18 protein-coding genes are annotated in these 17,322 nt (G+C 71.2%); 7 read left to right on the top strand and 11 right to left on the bottom strand.

What is annotated here, in order from left to right; all coding sequences use genetic code 11:
* Positions 1–4: 4 nt before the first annotated feature.
* Complete coding sequence (locus GA0070216_RS19920) at positions 5–691, top strand: TetR/AcrR family transcriptional regulator (RefSeq protein WP_091248109.1); 687 nt, start codon at positions 5–7, stop codon at positions 689–691.
* A gap of 252 nt (positions 692–943) precedes the next feature.
* On the opposite strand, the gene GA0070216_RS19915 is transcribed toward GA0070216_RS19920, so the two are convergent.
* The 6 genes from GA0070216_RS19915 to GA0070216_RS19890 form a co-directional block, all read right to left on the bottom strand.
* Complete coding sequence (locus tag GA0070216_RS19915; protein WP_091248105.1) at positions 944–1,912, bottom strand: NAD(P)/FAD-dependent oxidoreductase; 969 nt, start codon at positions 1,910–1,912, stop codon at positions 944–946.
* Positions 1,913–2,029: 117 nt separating this feature from the next.
* The gene (locus GA0070216_RS19910) at positions 2,030–2,683 is read right to left on the bottom strand and encodes a rhomboid family intramembrane serine protease (RefSeq protein ID WP_091248100.1); all 654 of its coding nucleotides are present in this window, start codon (positions 2,681–2,683) and stop codon (positions 2,030–2,032) included.
* A 114-nt stretch (positions 2,684–2,797) separates the two neighbouring features.
* Positions 2,798–3,493: an aggregation-promoting factor C-terminal-like domain-containing protein gene (locus tag GA0070216_RS19905; protein ID WP_091248097.1), complete on the bottom strand. Its 696-nt coding sequence runs from the start codon at positions 3,491–3,493 to the stop codon at positions 2,798–2,800.
* Positions 3,494–3,778: 285 nt separating this feature from the next.
* Positions 3,779–5,194: an RNA 5'-3' helicase PhoH2 gene (gene phoH2, locus GA0070216_RS19900; RefSeq protein ID WP_091248094.1), complete on the bottom strand. Its 1,416-nt coding sequence runs from the start codon at positions 5,192–5,194 to the stop codon at positions 3,779–3,781.
* Between the two features lie 329 nt (positions 5,195–5,523).
* Positions 5,524–5,865, bottom strand: a complete 342-nt coding sequence (locus GA0070216_RS19895) for a hypothetical protein (protein ID WP_091248090.1) — start codon at positions 5,863–5,865, stop codon at positions 5,524–5,526.
* A 31-nt stretch (positions 5,866–5,896) separates the two neighbouring features.
* Positions 5,897–6,241 (bottom strand): hypothetical protein, encoded by a 345-nt coding sequence (locus tag GA0070216_RS19890; protein WP_091248086.1) that lies wholly within the window; start codon positions 6,239–6,241, stop codon positions 5,897–5,899.
* Between the two features lie 265 nt (positions 6,242–6,506).
* On the opposite strand from GA0070216_RS19890, the gene GA0070216_RS19885 reads away from it, so the two are divergent.
* The 3 genes from GA0070216_RS19885 (at position 6,507) to otsB (ending at position 8,378) form a co-directional block, all read left to right on the top strand.
* A complete protein-coding gene (locus GA0070216_RS19885) occupies positions 6,507–6,947 on the top strand; it encodes an XRE family transcriptional regulator (protein ID WP_091248084.1) in 441 nt (146 codons plus the stop codon).
* 161 nt (positions 6,948–7,108) lie between these two features.
* Positions 7,109–7,462 (top strand): hypothetical protein, encoded by a 354-nt coding sequence (locus tag GA0070216_RS19880; protein WP_091248080.1) that lies wholly within the window; start codon positions 7,109–7,111, stop codon positions 7,460–7,462.
* 91 nt (positions 7,463–7,553) lie between these two features.
* The gene (gene otsB, locus GA0070216_RS19875; RefSeq protein WP_091248076.1) at positions 7,554–8,378 is read left to right on the top strand and encodes a trehalose-phosphatase; all 825 of its coding nucleotides are present in this window, start codon (positions 7,554–7,556) and stop codon (positions 8,376–8,378) included.
* A 271-nt stretch (positions 8,379–8,649) separates the two neighbouring features.
* Here the strand turns inward: otsB and GA0070216_RS19870 are convergent, their stop codons facing one another.
* From GA0070216_RS19870 to GA0070216_RS19860, 3 genes are all read right to left on the bottom strand, one after another.
* Positions 8,650–9,420, bottom strand: coding sequence for an isoprenyl transferase (locus GA0070216_RS19870; protein WP_091248072.1), 771 nt, complete (start codon positions 9,418–9,420; stop codon positions 8,650–8,652).
* Positions 9,421–9,532: 112 nt separating this feature from the next.
* Complete coding sequence (locus GA0070216_RS19865) at positions 9,533–10,393, bottom strand: hypothetical protein (RefSeq protein ID WP_091248070.1); 861 nt, start codon at positions 10,391–10,393, stop codon at positions 9,533–9,535.
* Between the two features lie 50 nt (positions 10,394–10,443).
* Complete coding sequence (locus tag GA0070216_RS19860; RefSeq protein WP_091248066.1) at positions 10,444–12,285, bottom strand: phosphoenolpyruvate carboxykinase (GTP); 1,842 nt, start codon at positions 12,283–12,285, stop codon at positions 10,444–10,446.
* A gap of 369 nt (positions 12,286–12,654) precedes the next feature.
* On the opposite strand from GA0070216_RS19860, the gene GA0070216_RS19855 reads away from it, so the two are divergent.
* Complete coding sequence (locus tag GA0070216_RS19855) at positions 12,655–13,194, top strand: GtrA family protein (RefSeq protein ID WP_091248063.1); 540 nt, start codon at positions 12,655–12,657, stop codon at positions 13,192–13,194.
* 62 nt (positions 13,195–13,256) lie between these two features.
* Positions 13,257–13,997 carry a GtrA family protein gene (locus GA0070216_RS19850; RefSeq protein ID WP_091248061.1) on the top strand — a complete coding sequence of 247 codons (741 nt, stop codon included), beginning with the start codon at positions 13,257–13,259 and terminating at the stop codon, positions 13,995–13,997.
* 70 nt (positions 13,998–14,067) lie between these two features.
* On the opposite strand, the gene GA0070216_RS19845 is transcribed toward GA0070216_RS19850, so the two are convergent.
* The gene (locus GA0070216_RS19845) at positions 14,068–14,640 is read right to left on the bottom strand and encodes a PH domain-containing protein (RefSeq protein ID WP_091248056.1); all 573 of its coding nucleotides are present in this window, start codon (positions 14,638–14,640) and stop codon (positions 14,068–14,070) included.
* 116 nt (positions 14,641–14,756) lie between these two features.
* Positions 14,757–15,632, bottom strand: a complete 876-nt coding sequence (locus tag GA0070216_RS19840) for a biotin--[acetyl-CoA-carboxylase] ligase (protein WP_091248052.1) — start codon at positions 15,630–15,632, stop codon at positions 14,757–14,759.
* Positions 15,633–15,741: 109 nt separating this feature from the next.
* On the opposite strand from GA0070216_RS19840, the gene GA0070216_RS19835 reads away from it, so the two are divergent.
* Positions 15,742–17,322: an acyl-CoA carboxylase subunit beta gene (locus GA0070216_RS19835; protein ID WP_091248049.1), complete on the top strand. Its 1,581-nt coding sequence runs from the start codon at positions 15,742–15,744 to the stop codon at positions 17,320–17,322.

Raw genomic sequence — 17,322 nt, 5'->3', positions numbered from 1 at the left:
AGTCATGCCCGCTTCCTCGATCCGCGCCCGGGTCCGCGCCGAGATGATCGACGAGATCAAGGCGGTGGCCCGCCGCCACCTCGCCACCGACGGCGCCGACCTCTCGCTGCGGGCGGTCGCCCGGGACATGGGCATGGTCTCGTCCGCGATCTACCGTTACTTCCCCAGCCGCGACGACCTGCTCACCGCGCTGATCATCGAGGCGTACCACGCGCTCGGTGACGCGGTGGAGACCGCCGACGCCACCGCCGACCGGGCCGACCTGCGCGGCCGCTGGCACGCCGCATGCCGGGCCGCCCGTGCCTGGGCGCTGGCGCACCCCGCCGAGTACGCGCTGCTCTACGGCAGCCCCGTCCCCGGGTACGCCGCTCCGGTCGACACCGTGCTCCCCGCCCAGCGCCCGCCGCTGACCCTGATCGGCATCCTGCGCGACGGGGTAGCCGACGGCCGGCTCACCCCACCCGACGACGACCTGCCCGCGCCGGTCCGCGCCGACCTCGCCGAGATCGCCGCCGGCCTCTTCCCCGGCCTGCCCGCGCCCCTGCTGGCCCGGGGCATGGCCGGCTGGACCCAGCTCTTCGGGCTGATCAGCTTCGACCTCTTCGGCCGCCTCGACCCGGTCCTGCCCCACCGGGACGCCTACTTCGACCACCAGACCGCGCTGATGGCCGACCTCATCGGCCTACCCTGACCCGACCCGACCCGACCCGACCCGATTCGAGCCGGACAGCCGGGCCGGGCTGGTGCGGGGCCGGTGCCGGAACGCCGGTGCCGGAACGCCGGTGCCGGGCGGTTCGCCACGCCGGGCGCCCACTCCCGAGCCTGGTGTCATGACGGCATCCGGGGGACGCCGACCGTCCCCGGCTCGCGCAGCGGACCCGACCGTCCCCGGCTCGCGCAGCAGACCAGCCGGCACCGGGTCGCCACGGGTATGGGCGGCGGGTCAGCCGGCGTCGGAGGAGTGCCCCGGAAAGAGGTGGGCCGCCGGGTCGATGGCCACGGCGGCGTTGTTGACGGCGGTGGCGGCCTCGCCGAAGCCGGTGGCGATCAGCCGTACCTTGCCCGGGTACTCGGTGATGTCACCGGCGGCATAGACCCGGGGCAGGTTGGTCGCCATCGCGCTGTCCACCACGATGTGCCGCCGGTCCAGCCGCAGCCCCCACTCGGCCAGCGGACCCAGGTCGGCGGTGAAGCCGAGCGCCGCGACCACCGTGTCGACCGGCAGGGTCTCCGCCGCACCACCCCGTACGGTGATCTCGGCGGCGGTCACCGTGTCGTCGCCGTGCAACCGGGTCACCTCGGCGTTGACCACGACCCGCACCGGCAGGGACAGCACCCGGGCCACCGTGCCCGCGTGCGCCCGGAACCGTTCCCGGCGGTGCACCAGGGTCACCGAGCGGGCCAGCGGTTGCAGGGTCGCCGCCCAGTCGAACGCGGAGTCGCCGCCACCCACGATCAGCACGTCCCGACCGGCGAGCGCGGCCGGGTCCGGTACGAAGTAGACGATCCCGCCACCGAGGAAGCTGTCCGCGACCGGCAGCGGGCGCGGGGCGAAGCTGCCCAGCCCGCCGGTGACCACCACCGCGCCGCAGCGCAACTGCTCCCCGCCGGCCAGACCCAGCACCGGTCGGCCGTCGAGGTGGGCGAGCTTCTCGGCCCGGGTGCCGAGCAGGTATTCCGGGCGGTAGGGCGCGGCCTGGGCGACCAGGTTGGCCACCAGGTCCCGACCCTTGACGGCGGGGAAGCCGGCGACGTCGAGGATCAACTTCTCCGGATACATGGCGGTGATCTGCCCGCCCGGCTCGGGCAGCGCGTCGACCACCGCCACCGACAGGCCCCGGAAGCCCGCGTAGTACGCGGCGAACAGCCCCACCGGGCCGGCTCCGATCACGGCGACATCGACCTCGCGCATGGGCGTACCGTCGCTTTCCGCTGGCGATCAACGCGTGCTGCTGCCGACGGTAGGCCCGGCACCCCGCTCGGGCAAGCATGTCCCGGCTTCGGCCGCGTGCCGGGCGGGTCGTCCCGCTCAGGACGTCAGCGTGGACTCCACCCGGTACTCCCCGTACGGGTCGTACGGGCGACGACGCCGGAACAGGACCGCCGCGACCACCCCGCCGAGCAGCCCGAACAGGTGCCCCTGCCAGGAGATCCGCTCGTCGGTGGGCAGGATGCCGAGCAGTTGCCAGCCGTAGAGCAGGCCGACCAGCAGCACCACCGCGAAGTTCCACCAACTGCGTTCGACGATGCCCCGGGTGAGCAGCAGGCCGAGGTAGCCGAAGATCACCCCGCTCGCCCCGACGACCACCGAGTCGGGCGAACCGGTGAACCAGACGCCGAGCCCGCTGACCAGGATGATGACCAGGGTGGACCAGAGGAACCGGCGGACACCGGCGGCCAGCACGAAGGTGCCGAGCAGGATCAGCGGGATGCTGTTGCTGTAGAGGTGGTCGAAGCCGTGGTGCAGGAACGGGGAGAAGAAGACCCCGTCGAGCCCCTGGATGCGGTGCGGGATGATGCCGGCGGCCACGTCGAGCCCGAAGCCGAGCCCCTGGTCCAGGGCCTCGACGAGAAAGAGGAACGGCACCACCGCGCACATGGCGACGAAGGCCCGGCCGAGGGAGGCATAGAACGCCTCGGTGCCGAACCGGTCGGGGTCGCCGCCCGTGGGGTGCAGGGTCACCCCACCATGGCTATCAGCATTCCGCGGGAACCGCCACCCGCGTCCCGCACCGTCGGGGCGACGACGACGGCGGGGCGGGTGGTCGCCCACCCGCCCCGCCGTCCTGCTCGTCGATCAGTACCAGCCGGAACTCTGACTCTTGGCCCAGGCTCCGCACGGGTTGTCGTACCGACCCTCGATGTAACCGAGACCCCACTTGATCTGCGTGGCCGGGTTGGTCTTCCAGTCGCTGGCGACCGAGCTCATCTTGGTGCCCGGCACCGCCTGCGGGATGCCGTACGCGCCGGACGAGGAGTTGCTGGCCTTGGGGTTCCAGCCACTCTCCTTGGTCCAGAGCTTGTCCAGGCAGGGCATCTGGTCGATCTTGAAGCCCTCCCTCAGGAGCATCGCGCAGCCGGTCTTGCGGTGACCGCTGTAGGAACTGCACGAGGCGGGGATCGGGCCGGCGAACGCCTTGAGCTTGCTGTCCTCCTCCTTGGCCTTGGCCTCGGCCTCACGCTCCTTCTTGCGCGACGCCGCCGCAGCCTCGGCTGCCTTGGCCCGCTGGGCGGCCTCCTTGGCCGCCGCGGCGGCCCGCAGCCTCGCCTGGTACTCGGCGGACCGCTGCTTCGCGGAATCCCGCCGGTGGTCGGCCTGCCGATCGCGCTGGTAGTCGTACTCGGCCTGGTCGACCTGGAGGCCGACCTGCGCGGTCAGGCCCTGTTGCTGGGTTTCCCGGTCTTCGCCCAGATAGAAACCGCCGGCAACGCCCACGGAGAGCAGCGCGACAGCGGCCGTACGGGCACCGAACCGGCTCCACAGCCGACTCACGAAGTATCCCTTCGTCGGGGGCAAGGACGCGGCGCGGACCGACCCGGAACGGGCGCGGTCGTGCCACGAGCGCCCCGACCTCAGCCGGTCGCCACCGACGTTCCGGCGGGGGCGGCGGCTCGTCCGAGGATGGGACGAACGTTCACCAATGACCCCACCGGGACGTGGGCGCTCGTGGGACACCATCGCGCACAGTGAGGCTGATGGGAAACCCGGCACGCAAATTGTGACCTGCGCCACAAAGTGAATGCGGACGATGAGGGGCGGACCCCCGCCCCGGACACCTCAGCCCGGGATGTCCTCCAACAGATCCGTCACCATCGCCGCGATCGGCGACCGCTCGGACCGGTTCAGCGTGACGTGCGCGAAGAGCGGATGCCCCTTCAACGCCTCGATCACCGCGGTCACCCCGTCGTGCCGACCCACCCGCAGGTTGTCCCGCTGGGCGACGTCGTGGGTGAGCACCACCCGCGAGCCCTGCCCGATCCGGGACAGCACGGTGAGCAGCACGCCCCGCTCCAACGACTGCGCCTCGTCGACGATGACGAAGGCGTCGTGCAGGCTCCGGCCCCGGATGTGGGTCAGCGGAAGGACCTCCAGGATGCCCCGCGAGGTGACCTCCTCCAGCACGTTCTCGTGCACCACCGCGCCGAGGGTGTCGAAGACTGCCTGCGCCCAGGGCGACATCTTCTCCGACTCCGAACCGGGCAGGTAACCCAACTCCTGGCCGCCCACGGCGTAGAGCGGGCGGAAGACCACCACCTTCTTGTGCCGGCGGCGCTCCATCACCGCCTCCAGCCCGGCGCAGAGCGCCAGCGCCGACTTGCCGGTGCCGGCCCGGCCGCCCAGCGACACGATCCCGATCGACTCGTCCAGCAGCAGGTCCAGCGCGATCCGCTGCTCGGCCGACCGGCCGTGCACCCCGAACGCCTCCCGGTCGCCGCGGACCAGCCGGACCGTCTTGTCGGGCAGCACCCGGCCCAGGGCCGACCCACGGGTGGAGTGCAACACCAGGCCGGTGTGGCAGGACAGGCCGGCGGCGGCGTCCAGGTCGAGGCAGTCCCCGGCGTAGAGCCGGCCGATCTCGTCCTCCGCCAACTCCAGCTCGGCCATCCCCGTCCAGGTCGGATCGCTGGCCTGCCCGTGCCGGTACTCGTCGGCCCGCAGGCCCACCGAGGCGGCCTTGACCCGCAGCGGCATGTCCTTGCTGACCAGGGTCACCTCCCGCCCCTCGGCGGCCAGGTTCAGGGCCACCGACAGGATGCGGGCGTCGTTGGACTCGTTGCGGAAGCCCGGGGGGAGAACCCCGTCGTCCGAGTGGTTCAGCTCCACCTTGAGCGTGCCACCGGACTCGTTCGCGGGCACCGGATGGTCCAGCCGACCGTGCCGGACCCGCAGCTCGTCGAGCATCCGCAGGGACTGGCGGGCGAACCAGCCCAGCTCCGGGTGGTGCCGCTTACCTTCCAGCTCCGAGATCACCACGAGGGGCAGGACCACCTCGTGCTCGGCGAAGCGGTGGAAGGCCGCCGGGTCGGAGAGGAGCACCGACGTGTCCAGGACGAATACCTGGCCGGTTGGTCCGGGCTCCTCGGGGCCGGGCGGAGCAGCGGCCGTCGTACGGCGGCTCCGGGTGGCTCGGCGGGTCGTGGCAGTCGCGGCCGGGATCTGGTCGACACCGGCGGGCGTACGGCGAGTCGTCACAGGCCTGCTCCGACGGACGGGCATCCGCCATCCGCGTTCCGCCTCCTCCGGTGCCCGGTGACACGGGGTCGGATGCGGAACCCCGTGTGCGAGGTCGCAGATCCGGGCGGCCGGCTGACCCGGGAGAACCCCGGGTCATGCCTAGACGCTAGCGGCGCCGGGCCGCCTCGGCTAGAGGGCGGACAAGGATCTCCCCCGGCGGCGGCCCACGACGGACCGGCCGGGATGCCAGCCCCCTGCGCGCATCCCGGCCGGCGGGACCGCGTCACCGGTCCCACCGGTACGCGCCCGCCGTGGACGACGTACCGACGAAGGCGGGCTCCTGCGGTTCAGCCCGACCGGCGGACCAGCGTGCCGGTCGGGTGCCGACCGGCGACCGGGCCCGGCGGGGCGGCGAACGAGGAGCCGGCGTAGGTGGTGCCCTGGCGGACCGGCGGGGCGGGAAGTCCCGCAGCCGGAGCCGGCCCGGCCGGGGTGGCGAACGCCGAGGCGAGCACGGCCTGGGCGTCACGCCGACGGCGGTTCCAGGCACCCCGGTCCCCGTCGAAGTAGCCCTGTCGGTAACCGAAGCGGTAGCCGATCCGGTAACTGAGCTGACCGTGCAACCGCCCGGCGGCATAGCTGGTCGCGCCCAGGACGAGGACGAGGAACAACGCGAGGAGGGGGCTCATCGGGCGGCTCCGGCGGGCCGCGTCGGCCGGATCACCGGTCCTCCGGCTCGGCCGGGCTCGGATCGACGACCAGCAACCGCTCCAGGTCCTCGGTGCTGACCTCCTCGACCAGTTCCACGCTGATCCGGCAGCCGTCCAGCACCACCTCGGCCATCGAGGACCGCCTGATCTCACCGCCGGCGTCGTAGACCCGGACGCTCATCTCCGGGCAGCCGAGATGCGTCCGCCAGGAGTTCCACTCGTCCCGGTCGCCGACGCTCAATGACAGGTAACGGCAACCGCGGGCGAGGTAGAGCCGCCAGGGTGCGCTCAGCCCCGCGGCGACCCCCTCCGCGATCAGGCCGAAGGCCTGGGCACGGGTCGCGAGTTCGGTCACCGCGTCCCCCTCGCACCGGATGCGTGGCGCCGGTGAGCACTGATCGTCTCAAGCACGTGACACACCGTAGAATGTCCCATGAGCGTGACAGTATCAGCTTTTCGTCCGGTTCCCTCCGACCTCCAAAGCGGCTATTATGCCCAGGTAAACACCCTTGAGACAGCGGCCCGCCCCCCGACGGGCAGCACAGTGAGCACGTCTCATATGCGTGACAAAGATCCGCCCCGGGCAGCCTGGACGGGCGCTGCGGTCGTACCGTCACGGGGTGACCGAGACCGCCCCCGCCCGGAAGATCGCATTCGCCACCTTCGTTCGCCGGGCGCTCGACGACGCCCGGGCCATGCGGGCCTGGACCGGCACCGAGGTCTCCCGCCGCACCGGCGTCTCCCGACAGACGATCAACCGATGGGTCCGCGGCGACTGGGCCAGCGACCCGGAGGCGGAACGGGTGGTGGCGTTCTGTGAGGGACTCGGCCTCAACCCCGCCGCCGCCTTCGCCGCCCTCGGCTGGGACCGGACCGCCGCCCCCCGGGGTGCCGCGAACACGCCCCCGATGGACCCGGACGTCGAGGCACTGCTACGCCGCCTGGTCGACCCGGCCGTCTCGGATGCGGAGAAGTTCCACATCCGAGAAACCATTCGTTATCTCGCATACCGCCCTACCCTTCCGCTCGATGTCCGAAATGGAGGCGAGCAGGCCGGGTAGTTCCTCAGATGGCGAAAGAACGCCTGAGCAGACCGGATCGTTTCGCTCCGGGGCCGCAGCGGGCACGCTAGCGTCCGTATCCGTACTGCTTGGGCTCGTCGTCGGCGGGGGACGGGACAAGGCCGAACTCAGCCCTGCGGGACAGAAGGAGGGGTCTGTCCATGACCCTGAAATGGATGGCAGTCGTGGTCGCGGCAGTCTCCCTGACCGCGTGCGTGACCGCGAACCTGGTGGTCGGCGTGCGGCCGGGCGGGCAGATTCCGCTGGTCGTCAACCTCTTCGCCCTCACCGTGGCCGGCACCGCAGTCGTCCTGGCGGTGGTCGCCGAACTGCACGACCGACTCAACGACCGGGTCAGCGCACTCACCGACTTCCTGGTGGCGCGGCTCAACGAGATCGAGGCCCGCACCGGCGACCGGAACACCGGCTTCGTCGAGGGTTACCTGCTCAACCAGGGTAGGGAGGCCACAGTGGTGCCGCTGGGGCGGCGCGGTCGGGGAGCCGCCGAGCGCTGAGGACCATTCACCGACAGCACACTTCCGGCGGTGTCAAGAAGCCACTCCGAAGCCACGAATCAGCCACCGTCCCCGGGGTACGCTGTCGCGCGTGCCGCCGTTGAATCTGGGTAACCAGCAGCCACCGACCCCGCTGGATGCTGAGCACGCCTGGCGTACCACCGCCGAGCGGGCCGCCGACACCGTCCTCTTCTTCGACTTCGACGGCACCCTCGCGCCGGTCGACGACGATCCCACCGCAGTGCGACCCGCACCCAAGGTGCTCGCCGCGCTGGAGGCACTCGCCCCGGTGATGCAGCGGGTGGCGATCGTCTCCGCCCGCCCCGTCGACTTCCTCCGCGACCACCTGGGCGGCCTCACCGGGATCGACCTCTACGGCCTCTACGGCCTGGAGCACAGCCACTCCGGCGGCGCGACCGTCACCGAACCCGCCGCGCTGCCCTGGGTGCCGACCATGGCCAAGCTGGCCGACCTGGCCCGCGCCGAACTGCCCCCCGGGGCGCTGGTGGAGTTCAAACGGCTGAGCGTGGCGCTGCACTGGCGTACCGCCCAGCAACTCGGCCCGGCGGTCGAACAGTGGGGCCGGGCGCAGGCCGAGCGGCTCGGACTCAGGGTGCAGGCGGGTCGGATGGTGCTGGAACTCAAGCCGCCCGTCGACCGGGACAAGGGGCTGGTCATCGGCGAGGTGGTCCGGGACGCCGGTGGCGCCTGGTACTTCGGCGACGACGTCTCCGACATCAAGGCGTTCGCGGCGTTGCGCGCCCGGTCCGCCGCCGACCCCGGATTCCTCGGCGTCTGCGTGGCGGTGGCCAACCCGGAGACCGGTCGCGAGGTCGCCGAGGCCGCCGACCTCACCATCGACTCCCCTGCCGCCCTGGGCGACTTCCTGACCCGCGCCGTGCACCATCTCACCTGACCGGCGCACCGTCCTGATCGGCCCACCCGTCCTCACCGCCGGATGATCCCGCCGGGTGCTGTGCCGCCCGGCGGTGCCGGGTGCGAGTGGCATCACGGGCGGTGAGCGCCCGGGGTGGATGACGTCACGGCACGTCGCCGGCCGTCGTCTCGGGGCTGTGGGCTCCGGACTGCGCGGGCTTCGGGCTTCGGGCTTCGGGCGCAGGCTGTGCGGACTGCGGCTGCCGGCTGTGCGGGCTACTGCTGCGGCTTCGGGCTGTGCGGGCTGCGGGTCAGACGCCGTAGCGGCGTTGCCGGGTGCCGTAGGAGCGCAGGGCGCGCAGGAAGTCGACCCGCCGGAAGTCCGGCCAGTTGAGTTCGCAGAAATAGAACTCCGAGTGCGCCGACTGCCAGAGCATGAATCCGGACAGGCGCTGCTCGCCACTGGTCCGGATGATCAGATCCGGGTCGGGCAGGCCACGGGTGTAGAGGTGCTCGGAGATGTGGTCCACGTCCAGCGAACCGGCGAGTTCCTCAATGGTGCCGCCCTTGGCGGCGTGCTCCACCAGCAGCGAACGGACCGCGTCGGCGATCTCGCGCCGCCCGCCGTACCCGACGGCGATGTTGACCTGTGCGCCGCCGGTGCGTTCCCGGGTGCGTTCCTCGGCGGCCTTGAGCGCCTGGGCGTGCTGGTTCGGCAGCACGTCGAGCGCACCGACCATCCGCAGCCGCCAGGGGTTGCCCTCCTCGGCCAGCTCGGTGGTCAGATCCTCGATGATCTGGAGCAGCGGGTCGAGTTCCTCCGCCGGCCGGGACAGGTTGTCGGTGGAGAGCAGCCAGAGCGTGACGTGGCCGACCCCGGCCGCGTCGCACCAGCGCAGCAGTTCCTTGATCCGCTCGGCACCCATCCGGTGCCCGTCGTTCGGATCGACGAGGCCCATCTCCCGCGCCCACCGGCGATTGCCGTCGCACATCACGCCCACGTGCCGGGGCACCGGCCGACCCGCGAGCCTGGCCGTCAGCCGGCGCTCGTAGACGGAGTAGAGGAGTTTCCGCAGAGTCATCACCCTGCAGCGTAGCGACCCCCGCCTAATACCAGTGCCTCGGTGGCGCACTCCGGCCGTGATCAAGAGAAATACGTCATCCGCCGGCCTCCCCGTGACCGAAACCTCTTGATCACCGTGACCCGGCCCCGGGGGTGGGGGTGGCGCGGTGGAGGGAGTAGAGGGTGAGGGTGGCGGCTGCCAGGAGGGGGGCGCCGTCGCGGATCAGGCCGTCCAGACCGAGGAGCCACCAGCAGAGGGGGAGGTTGACCGCGAGGACGCCCAGGGTGATCGCCACCAGCAGGCGGCGGGCCCACGGTCGGCCGCGCATCAGGAACGCCGTACAGAACAGCACCAGGTAGCTGACCACGATGCCGGCGCCGAACCAGAGCAGCACCACCGGCACGGCGGCGAGTCGGCCGTCCAGCACCGCACCGCCGGCCACCAGGGCCGGCACCAGCATCAACGGGCTGTACGTGAAGGCGGCCACCCGGCCGGTCAGCAGCCAGCCGGTGACCTGGGGGCGCTTCGGGGCGACCTCCCGCCAGGTGATCGTCCCACCCTCGACCACCAGGCCCTTGCGGTGCCGCACCAGGTGCCCGGCGACCGCGTCGGAGCGGTAGAGCAGCACGACCACGGCGACGCAGAGCACGCTGAGGACGGCGAAGCCGAGCAGGCCGGGCAGCGGCGGCACACCCTGCCGGGGCACCACCAGCCGGCCGACGGCGAAGACGGTGGTCACGGCGAGGATCAGCCCGAACGGCTTCGCCCCGACCCGCCCCCGGTTCACGTGCCCGATCAGCACCAGGAAGCCCAGTGACCGCAGCATCGCCCAGCCGGTGCGTACCGCCAGGCCGAACTCCTGCTCCGGGGCGTACCACCAGTTGAGCAGCTCGACCACGATGGTGGCCGCGGCGGTCAGCGCGAGCAGGGTGGTGAGCGCCCGGACGGCGGACGGCCGCCGGACCTGCGGGGTCACGGCGGCCGTCCTCATGGCTTCCGGTGTTGCCCGGTACGGGCGACCGGCACACCTGTCCGCACCGGCTACTGCGGCTGCTTCGCGTCGAGCCGGGCGCGCAGCGCGTCCAGCTCCGACCAGAGGACGGCGGGCAGCTTGTCACCGAACTTCTCGAACCACTCGGTGATCAGCGGCAACTCGTTGCGCCACTCCTCGGGGTCGACCTTGAGGGCGATCCGGACGTCCTCCGGGGTCATGTCGAGGCCGTCGACGTCCAGCGCGTCGGCGGTCGGGACCATGCCGATCGGGGTCTCGACCGCGTCGGCGGTGCCCTCGAGCCGCTCGACGACCCACTTCAGCACCCGCGAGTTCTCGCCGAACCCGGGCCAGAGGAAGCTGCCCTCGGCGTCCTTGCGGAACCAGTTCACGTAGTAGATCCGGGGCAGCTTGGCGGCGTCCCCGTCGACGCCCTTGCCCATCTCGATCCAGTGGTTGAAGTAGTCACCGGCGTGGTAGCCGATGAACGGCAGCATGGCCATCGGGTCGCGGCGCACCACGCCGACCGCGCCGGACGCGGCGGCGGTGGTCTCCGAGGAGAGCGTCGCCCCCAGGTAGACGCCGTGCACCCAGTCCCGGGCCTCGGTGACCAGCGGGATGGTGTCCCGACGGCGACCGCCGAACAGGATCGCGTCGATCGGTACCCCGTTGGGGTCGAAGTAGTCGTCGGCCAGGATCGGGCACTGGGTGATCGGGGTGCAGAACCGGCTGTTCGCGTGGGAGGAGAGGTGCTCGCTCTCCGGCGTCCAGTCGTTGCCCTTCCAGTCGGTCAGGTGGGCCGGCGGCTCACCCATGCCCTCCCACCAGATGTCGCCGTCGTCGGTGAGGGCGACGTTGGTGAACACGGAGTTGCCCCGGTCCAGCGTGCGCATCGCGTTGGCGTTGGTCTTCCAGTCGGTGCCCGGGGCGACGCCGAAGAGGCCGTACTCCGGGTTGACCGCGTAGAGGCGTCCGTCGGAGCCGAACCGCATCCAGGCGATGTCGTCGCCGATGGTCTCGACCTTCCAGCCCGGGATGGTCGGCTCCAGCATGGCCAGGTTGGTCTTGCCACAGGCGGACGGGAACGCGCCCGCCACGTGGTAGACCTTCCCCTCCGGAGAGGTGATCTTGAGGATCAGCATGTGCTCGGCGAGCCAGCCCTCGTCCCGCCCCATCACGCTGGCGATCCGCAACGAGTAGCACTTCTTGCCCAGCAGCGAGTTGCCGCCGTAACCGGAGCCGTAGGACCAGATCTCCCGGCTCTCCGGGAAGTGCGAGATGTACTTCGTCTCGTTGCACGGCCAGGCCAGGTCGGACTGGCCGGGGGCGAGCGGGGCGCCGATCGAGTGCAGCGCGTGCACGAAGTCGGCGTCGTCGCCCATCGCCTCGAGCACTGCGGTGCCCATCCGGGTCATGATCCGCATCGAGGCGACCACGTACGGGCTGTCGGTGACCTCGACGCCGAACATCGGGCTCTCGGCCTCGACCGGACCCATGCAGAAGGGGATGACGTACATCGTCCGGCCCCGCATCGCGCCCCGGTAGAGGTCGGTCATCGTCCGCTTCATCTCGGCCGGCGCCATCCAGTTGTTGGTGGGGCCGGCGTCCGCCTCGTCCACCGAGCAGATGAAGGTGCGCTCCTCGACCCGGGCGACGTCCGTGGGGTCGGTGCGGGCGTAGAAGGAGTTCGGCTTCTTTTCCGGGTTCAGCCGGATCAGGGTCCCGCTGTCGACGAGTTCGTCGGTGAGACGCCGCCACTCCTCGTCGGTGCCGTCCACCCAGACCACCCGGTCCGGGGTCGTCAGTTCCGCGATCTCCCGGACCCAGGCGAGCAGCTTGGGGTGGGTCGTGGGGGCCTGATCGATCCCCCGCACAGTAGCCGGAGCAACCATGACTCATCTCCTTGTGGTCGACGCTGACCGATTTATGGGATGCACGAGTCCCGGCGGACGCGGGCCGCGTCGCCTTCGTGGAAACCTGGGATTGGCCTCAGCGTAAACCGGGCGGACCCGCGAGTCAGTGGGACTGGTTGTGAACAACTGCACAAGGTGCCGCCCGGCTGCGGTAACACGAGCTGATACCCGCTTTCACGCGCAGTTTCACGCAAATCCTCCGGTGAACTGTCGGTGACTGCGAGAACGGACGACGGGAACGGCGGAACCGGGCGTACGGGTGGACCGGTGCGCGGCACGGCGACAGGTCGCGGACGGTGCCCCGTCCGGACAGCCGGCAACCGGTACGCTCGCGAGGTGGCCGCGACGATGACCGGGGACCAACCGGGAACCCCGCAGACCCGTCCGGGTCTGGTCCGTTCGTTGCTGGACCGGTTCGGTCACCTCCTCCGCGAGTTGAGCAAGTTCGCCACCGTGGGCGGGGTGGCCTTCCTGGTCGACTTCGCGCTGTTCAACTTCCTGACGCTGGCCCGGGGGATGGAGCCGGTGACCGCCCGGGTCATCTCCACGGTGATCGCGGCGACGGTCGCGTTCGTCGGCAACCGGTTCTGGACCTGGCGGCACCGGGTCCGCTCCAACCCGGCCCGCGAGTACGCGCTGTTCTTCTTCTTCAACGCGGTCGGCCTGGGCATCGCGGTGGCCTGTCTGGCAGGCAGCCGCTACGGGCTGGGCAGCATCTGGCCCGACATCTTCCGCACCCCGTTGGCCGACAACATCGCCAGCTACGTGGTAGGCACCGCGCTCGGCACACTGTTCCGGTTCTGGTCGTACCGACGGTTCGTCTTCGTGGAGGCGGGAACTCCCCCGGTTCCGGAGGCGACCACCGACGACCCGTCGCCCGGGCCGTGAGCGGTCGCCCACCCCGTCCAGCCGGAGACTCCGGCATCGTCCTCTGCCCTAAGGTGTTGCGCATGCGTCTTGTCCGTCTGCTGCCCGAGCGCTGGCAGAAGTTCATCCGCGAGGCGCTCAAATTCGGCATCGTCGGCGGCGTCAACACCGTCATCAATTACGCGGTGTTCAATGCCCTGGCACTCACGGTCTTTGTCGACGGTCAACTGAAGGCGACGGTCATCGCCACCATCGTGGCAACCATCACGTCTTATCTGATGAATCGTCACTGGACGTACCGGGATCGTCCCAAATCGGCACTTAAGCGGGAATATGCCCTGTTCTTTCTGTTCAACGGCGCCGGGCTGATCATCGAACTGGGTGTCCTCGCCGCCGCCAAGTACGGCCTGGGGTTCAACAGCCTGCTCGCGCTCAACGTGGCGAAGACCGGGGGCGTGCTGCTCGCCACCCTGTTCCGGTTCTGGTCCTACCGGACGTTCGTCTTCCAGCCCATCCCCCGGCACGCCGAGGAGAGCTGGCACGCCATCAAGCGGGACGAGTGGGACACCATGGCCGAGCTGGACCCGGTGGCCGAGCTGGCCGAGTCGGTCAGCGAGTTGGAAGAGGCCCAGGCCCAGCCCGAACAACGGCCCACCCCGACCACCGCGCCGACAGCCCCGCCCGCCGAACCGGTGTTCAAGCAGGCCCAGGGGCGTGGCGCCGCCCTCGGCACCGGCCTCGGCCAGTCGGTCACCGGTGGCGATCTGGAGGCGGAACTGGCGGCCGAACTGCACGCCGGCACCCGCCGCGCACCGCGCCCCTGACCGACCCGCCGCACCACCTGACGACCACGGCCCCGGGAATCCCCGGGGCCGTCGCGCATTTCCGCAGGGTTCAGCCGGTGGTGTCGCGCAGCGGCTTGCCGTCACGCATGTCGGCCAGGATGTCGCGCATCTCGCCGTCGCCCAGCGTGTGCTTGTCGTGCTGCGCCTCCACCAACTCGTAGAGGGTGGTCTGCACCCGGTCGACCCGGGGCACGTCGGCGAGCACCGACTGGCCGCGTTCGCCCGCCGACTCGATGGTGAGGGTGCCGCAGCCGAGCAGCCGCTCGATGAAACGCTGGTTCATCGAGTGGTCGTTGATCCGGGCCAGCGGCAGGTCCCGCCGGTGCCGGGAGAAGACCCCCTCCTGGAGCAGCACCCGCTCGTTGGTGAACAGGTAGTGCGTGGTGCGCCAGACCAGGAACGGCCACAACCCCAGCCAGAGCGCCGCGATCAGGAACAGCCCGGCGACGACGTAGAGCACGATCGTGCCGCCGTCGCCGTCGGGCAGCAGGAGCCAGCCCGCCACCACCGCCGCGACGCCGAGGACCAGCACCAGGATCGGCCGCAGCAGCGCCTTCCAGTGCGGGTGCAGGTGCAGGACGACGTGCTCGTCCTCGGTGAGCACGTCTTCGGGGAACGCCACGGGAACCTCCTAGCCGACAATCGGACGCGCTGACCGTAACCGGTCGACACGACCCGCCGGATCAGCCGGGCGGCCTGCCGTGCACCCCACGCACGAACCGACCGGGGGCGGCCCGGTCAGCGCAGGTGCAGCACGTCCCCGGCGGCCAGCCGACGCTCCCCGGCGGCGGTCTCGACCAGCAGGTGACCGTCGAGATCCACGCCGGTGGCGAGCCCGGTCAGCGCGGAGCCGTCGGGCAGCAGCACCCGCACCTGCCGCCCCACCGTGGCGCAGGAGGCCAGGTACGCCTCCCGCAGACCGCACGCGTCGGCGTCACCGCCGGCCATCCGCCACCGGTCGTACCAGTCGGCGAGGGCGCGCAGCAGGGCCCGCAGCAGGGGATCACGATCGGTCGCGGTGGCCCCGGCGAGTTGCAACGAGGTGGCCGGCAGGCCGGTGGGGTTCTCCGGCAACTCCTCGGCGCGCAGCGTCACGTTCAGCCCGATGCCGAGCACGATCGCGGGTGGCTCCGCTCCCCCGGCCGCCGGCACCGCCTCGGCCAGGATGCCGGCGCACTTGGCCTCGCCGACCAGCAGGTCGTTGGGCCATTTCAAGCCGGCGTCCAGCTCGGCCAGCCGGGAGACCGCCTCCACCAACGCGACCCCCGCGAGCAGCGGCAGCCAGCCGTACCCGGTCGGGGGCGCCGGCGGCCAGTCGCGCTCGGTGACGGCCTCGCCGGGCCGGAGCAGCACGCTGGCCGCGAGGCCCGCCCGGGGCGGCGACTGCCAGACCCGGCCCCGTCGACCCCGGCCGGCGGTCTGCCGCTCGGCGACCACGACCAGGCCCTCCGGCTCACCGGCCCGCGCGGCGTCGGCCGCGTCGGCGTTGGTCGAGCCGGTCTCCGACCGCAGGTCCAGCCGACGCCAGGGGCCCAGCGGCGCGGTCAACGCCCGGGACAGCCGCGCCGCCGACAGCGGCGGTCGGTCCAGATCGGTGTACGGCGAGCCCGGCATCCCGCCAGCCTACGGGCCGTGCCGACGCCGACGCCCCGCCAGCCTCCGGCGAGGCTACTGAGGCGTACTGCACAGCGGCGCGGGCCTGAACCATCGTTATATTCCCAGGGTGACTACCGAGACCGGGACCAACACCCACAGCACCGCGGGCAAGCTGGCGGACCTGGAGCGACGGGTCGACGAGGCGGTGCACGCGGGCGCGCGCGGGGTGGAGAAGCAGCACGCGCGGGGCAAGAAGACCGCCCGGGAGCGGATCGAGCTGCTGCTCGACGAGGGCTCCTTCGTCGAGCTGGACGAATTCGCCCGGCACCGGTCCACCAACTTCGGGTTGGATCGCACCCGCCCGTACGGCGACGGGGTGATCACCGGTTACGGCACCGTCGACGGGCGGCAGATCTGCGTCTTCGCGCAGGACTTCACGGTCTTCGGTGGCTCCCTCGGCGAGGTCTTCGGCTCCAAGATCGTCAAGGTGATGGACCTGGCCATGAAGATCGGCTGCCCGGTGGTCGGGATCAACGACTCCGGTGGCGCGCGCATCCAGGAGGGCGTCGCCTCGCTCGGCCTCTACGGCGAGATCTTCTTCCGCAACGTGCGGGCCAGCGGGGTCATCCCGCAGATCTCCCTGATCATGGGCCCGTGCGCGGGTGGCGCGGTCTACTCCCCGGCGGTCACCGACTTCACCGTGATGGTCGACCGGACCTCGCACATGTTCATCACCGGTCCGGACGTCATCAAGACGGTCACCGGCGAGGACGTGGCGATGGAGGAGCTGGGCGGCGCCCGCACCCACAACGCGCGCAGCGGCAACGCGCACTACCTGGCCGCCGACGAGGACGACGCGGTCGACTACGTCAAGGCGCTGCTGTCCTACCTGCCGTCCAACAACCTGGACGAGCCGGTGGTGTTCGACGCCGCGGCGGACCTCGACGTCACCGACGCCGACCGGGAGCTGGACACCCTGATCCCCGACTCGGCCAACCAGCCGTATGACATCCACCGGGTCATCGCGCACGTCCTCGACGAGGGTGAGTTCCTGGAGGTCCAGCCGCTCTACGCGCAGAACCTGGTGATCGGCTACGGCCGGGTGGAGGGCCGCCCGGTGGGGGTGGTCGCCAACCAGCCGATGCACTTCGCCGGCACCCTGGACATCGCCGCCTCGGAGAAGGCGGCCCGCTTCGTGCGCACCTGCGACGCGTTCAACATCCCGGTGCTGACCTTCGTGGACGTTCCCGGTTTCCTGCCCGGCACCGGCCAGGAGTGGGACGGCATCATCCGCCGGGGGGCGAAGCTCATCTACGCGTACGCCGAGGCCACCGTGCCCAAGGTCACCGTGATCACCCGCAAGGCGTACGGCGGGGCGTACGACGTGATGGGCTCCAAGCATCTCGGGGCGGACCTGAACTTCGCCTGGCCGACGGCGCAGATCGCGGTGATGGGCGCGCAGGGCGCGGTGAACATCCTCTACCGGCAGGAGTTGGCCGCCGCCGAGGACCCGGCCGCCGTCCGGGCCGAGAAGATCGCCGAGTACGAGGACACCCTGGCAAACCCGTACATCGCCGCCGAGCGCGGGTACGTCGACGCGGTGATCCCGCCGCACGAGACCCGTACCCAGATCGTCCGGGCGCTGCGGGTGCTGCGGACCAAGCGGGAGACCCTGCCGCCGAAGAAGCACGGCAACATCCCGCTGTGA

Source organism: Micromonospora matsumotoense (assembly GCF_900091525.1).
Lineage (GTDB): Bacteria > Actinomycetota > Actinomycetes > Mycobacteriales > Micromonosporaceae > Micromonospora > Micromonospora matsumotoensis.
The sequence above is the reverse complement of the archived record's forward strand: the minus strand, read 5'-3'. Positions and strand labels throughout refer to the sequence as shown.

Coding starts and splice junctions, on each gene's coding strand:
- GA0070216_RS19920 (WP_091248109.1), top strand. CDS start 5: ATGCCCGCTTCCTCGATCCGCGCCCGGGTCCGCGCCGAGATGATCGAC.
- GA0070216_RS19915 (WP_091248105.1), bottom strand. CDS start 1,912: ATGCGCGAGGTCGATGTCGCCGTGATCGGAGCCGGCCCGGTGGGGCTG.
- GA0070216_RS19895 (WP_091248090.1), bottom strand. CDS start 5,865: ATGAGCCCCCTCCTCGCGTTGTTCCTCGTCCTCGTCCTGGGCGCGACC.
- GA0070216_RS19880 (WP_091248080.1), top strand. CDS start 7,109: ATGACCCTGAAATGGATGGCAGTCGTGGTCGCGGCAGTCTCCCTGACC.
- GA0070216_RS19870 (WP_091248072.1), bottom strand. CDS start 9,420: ATGACTCTGCGGAAACTCCTCTACTCCGTCTACGAGCGCCGGCTGACG.
- GA0070216_RS19865 (WP_091248070.1), bottom strand. CDS start 10,393: ATGAGGACGGCCGCCGTGACCCCGCAGGTCCGGCGGCCGTCCGCCGTC.
- GA0070216_RS19860 (WP_091248066.1), bottom strand. CDS start 12,285: ATGGTTGCTCCGGCTACTGTGCGGGGGATCGATCAGGCCCCCACGACC.
- GA0070216_RS19855 (WP_091248063.1), top strand. CDS start 12,655: ATGACCGGGGACCAACCGGGAACCCCGCAGACCCGTCCGGGTCTGGTC.
- GA0070216_RS19850 (WP_091248061.1), top strand. CDS start 13,257: ATGCGTCTTGTCCGTCTGCTGCCCGAGCGCTGGCAGAAGTTCATCCGC.
- GA0070216_RS19840 (WP_091248052.1), bottom strand. CDS start 15,632: ATGCCGGGCTCGCCGTACACCGATCTGGACCGACCGCCGCTGTCGGCG.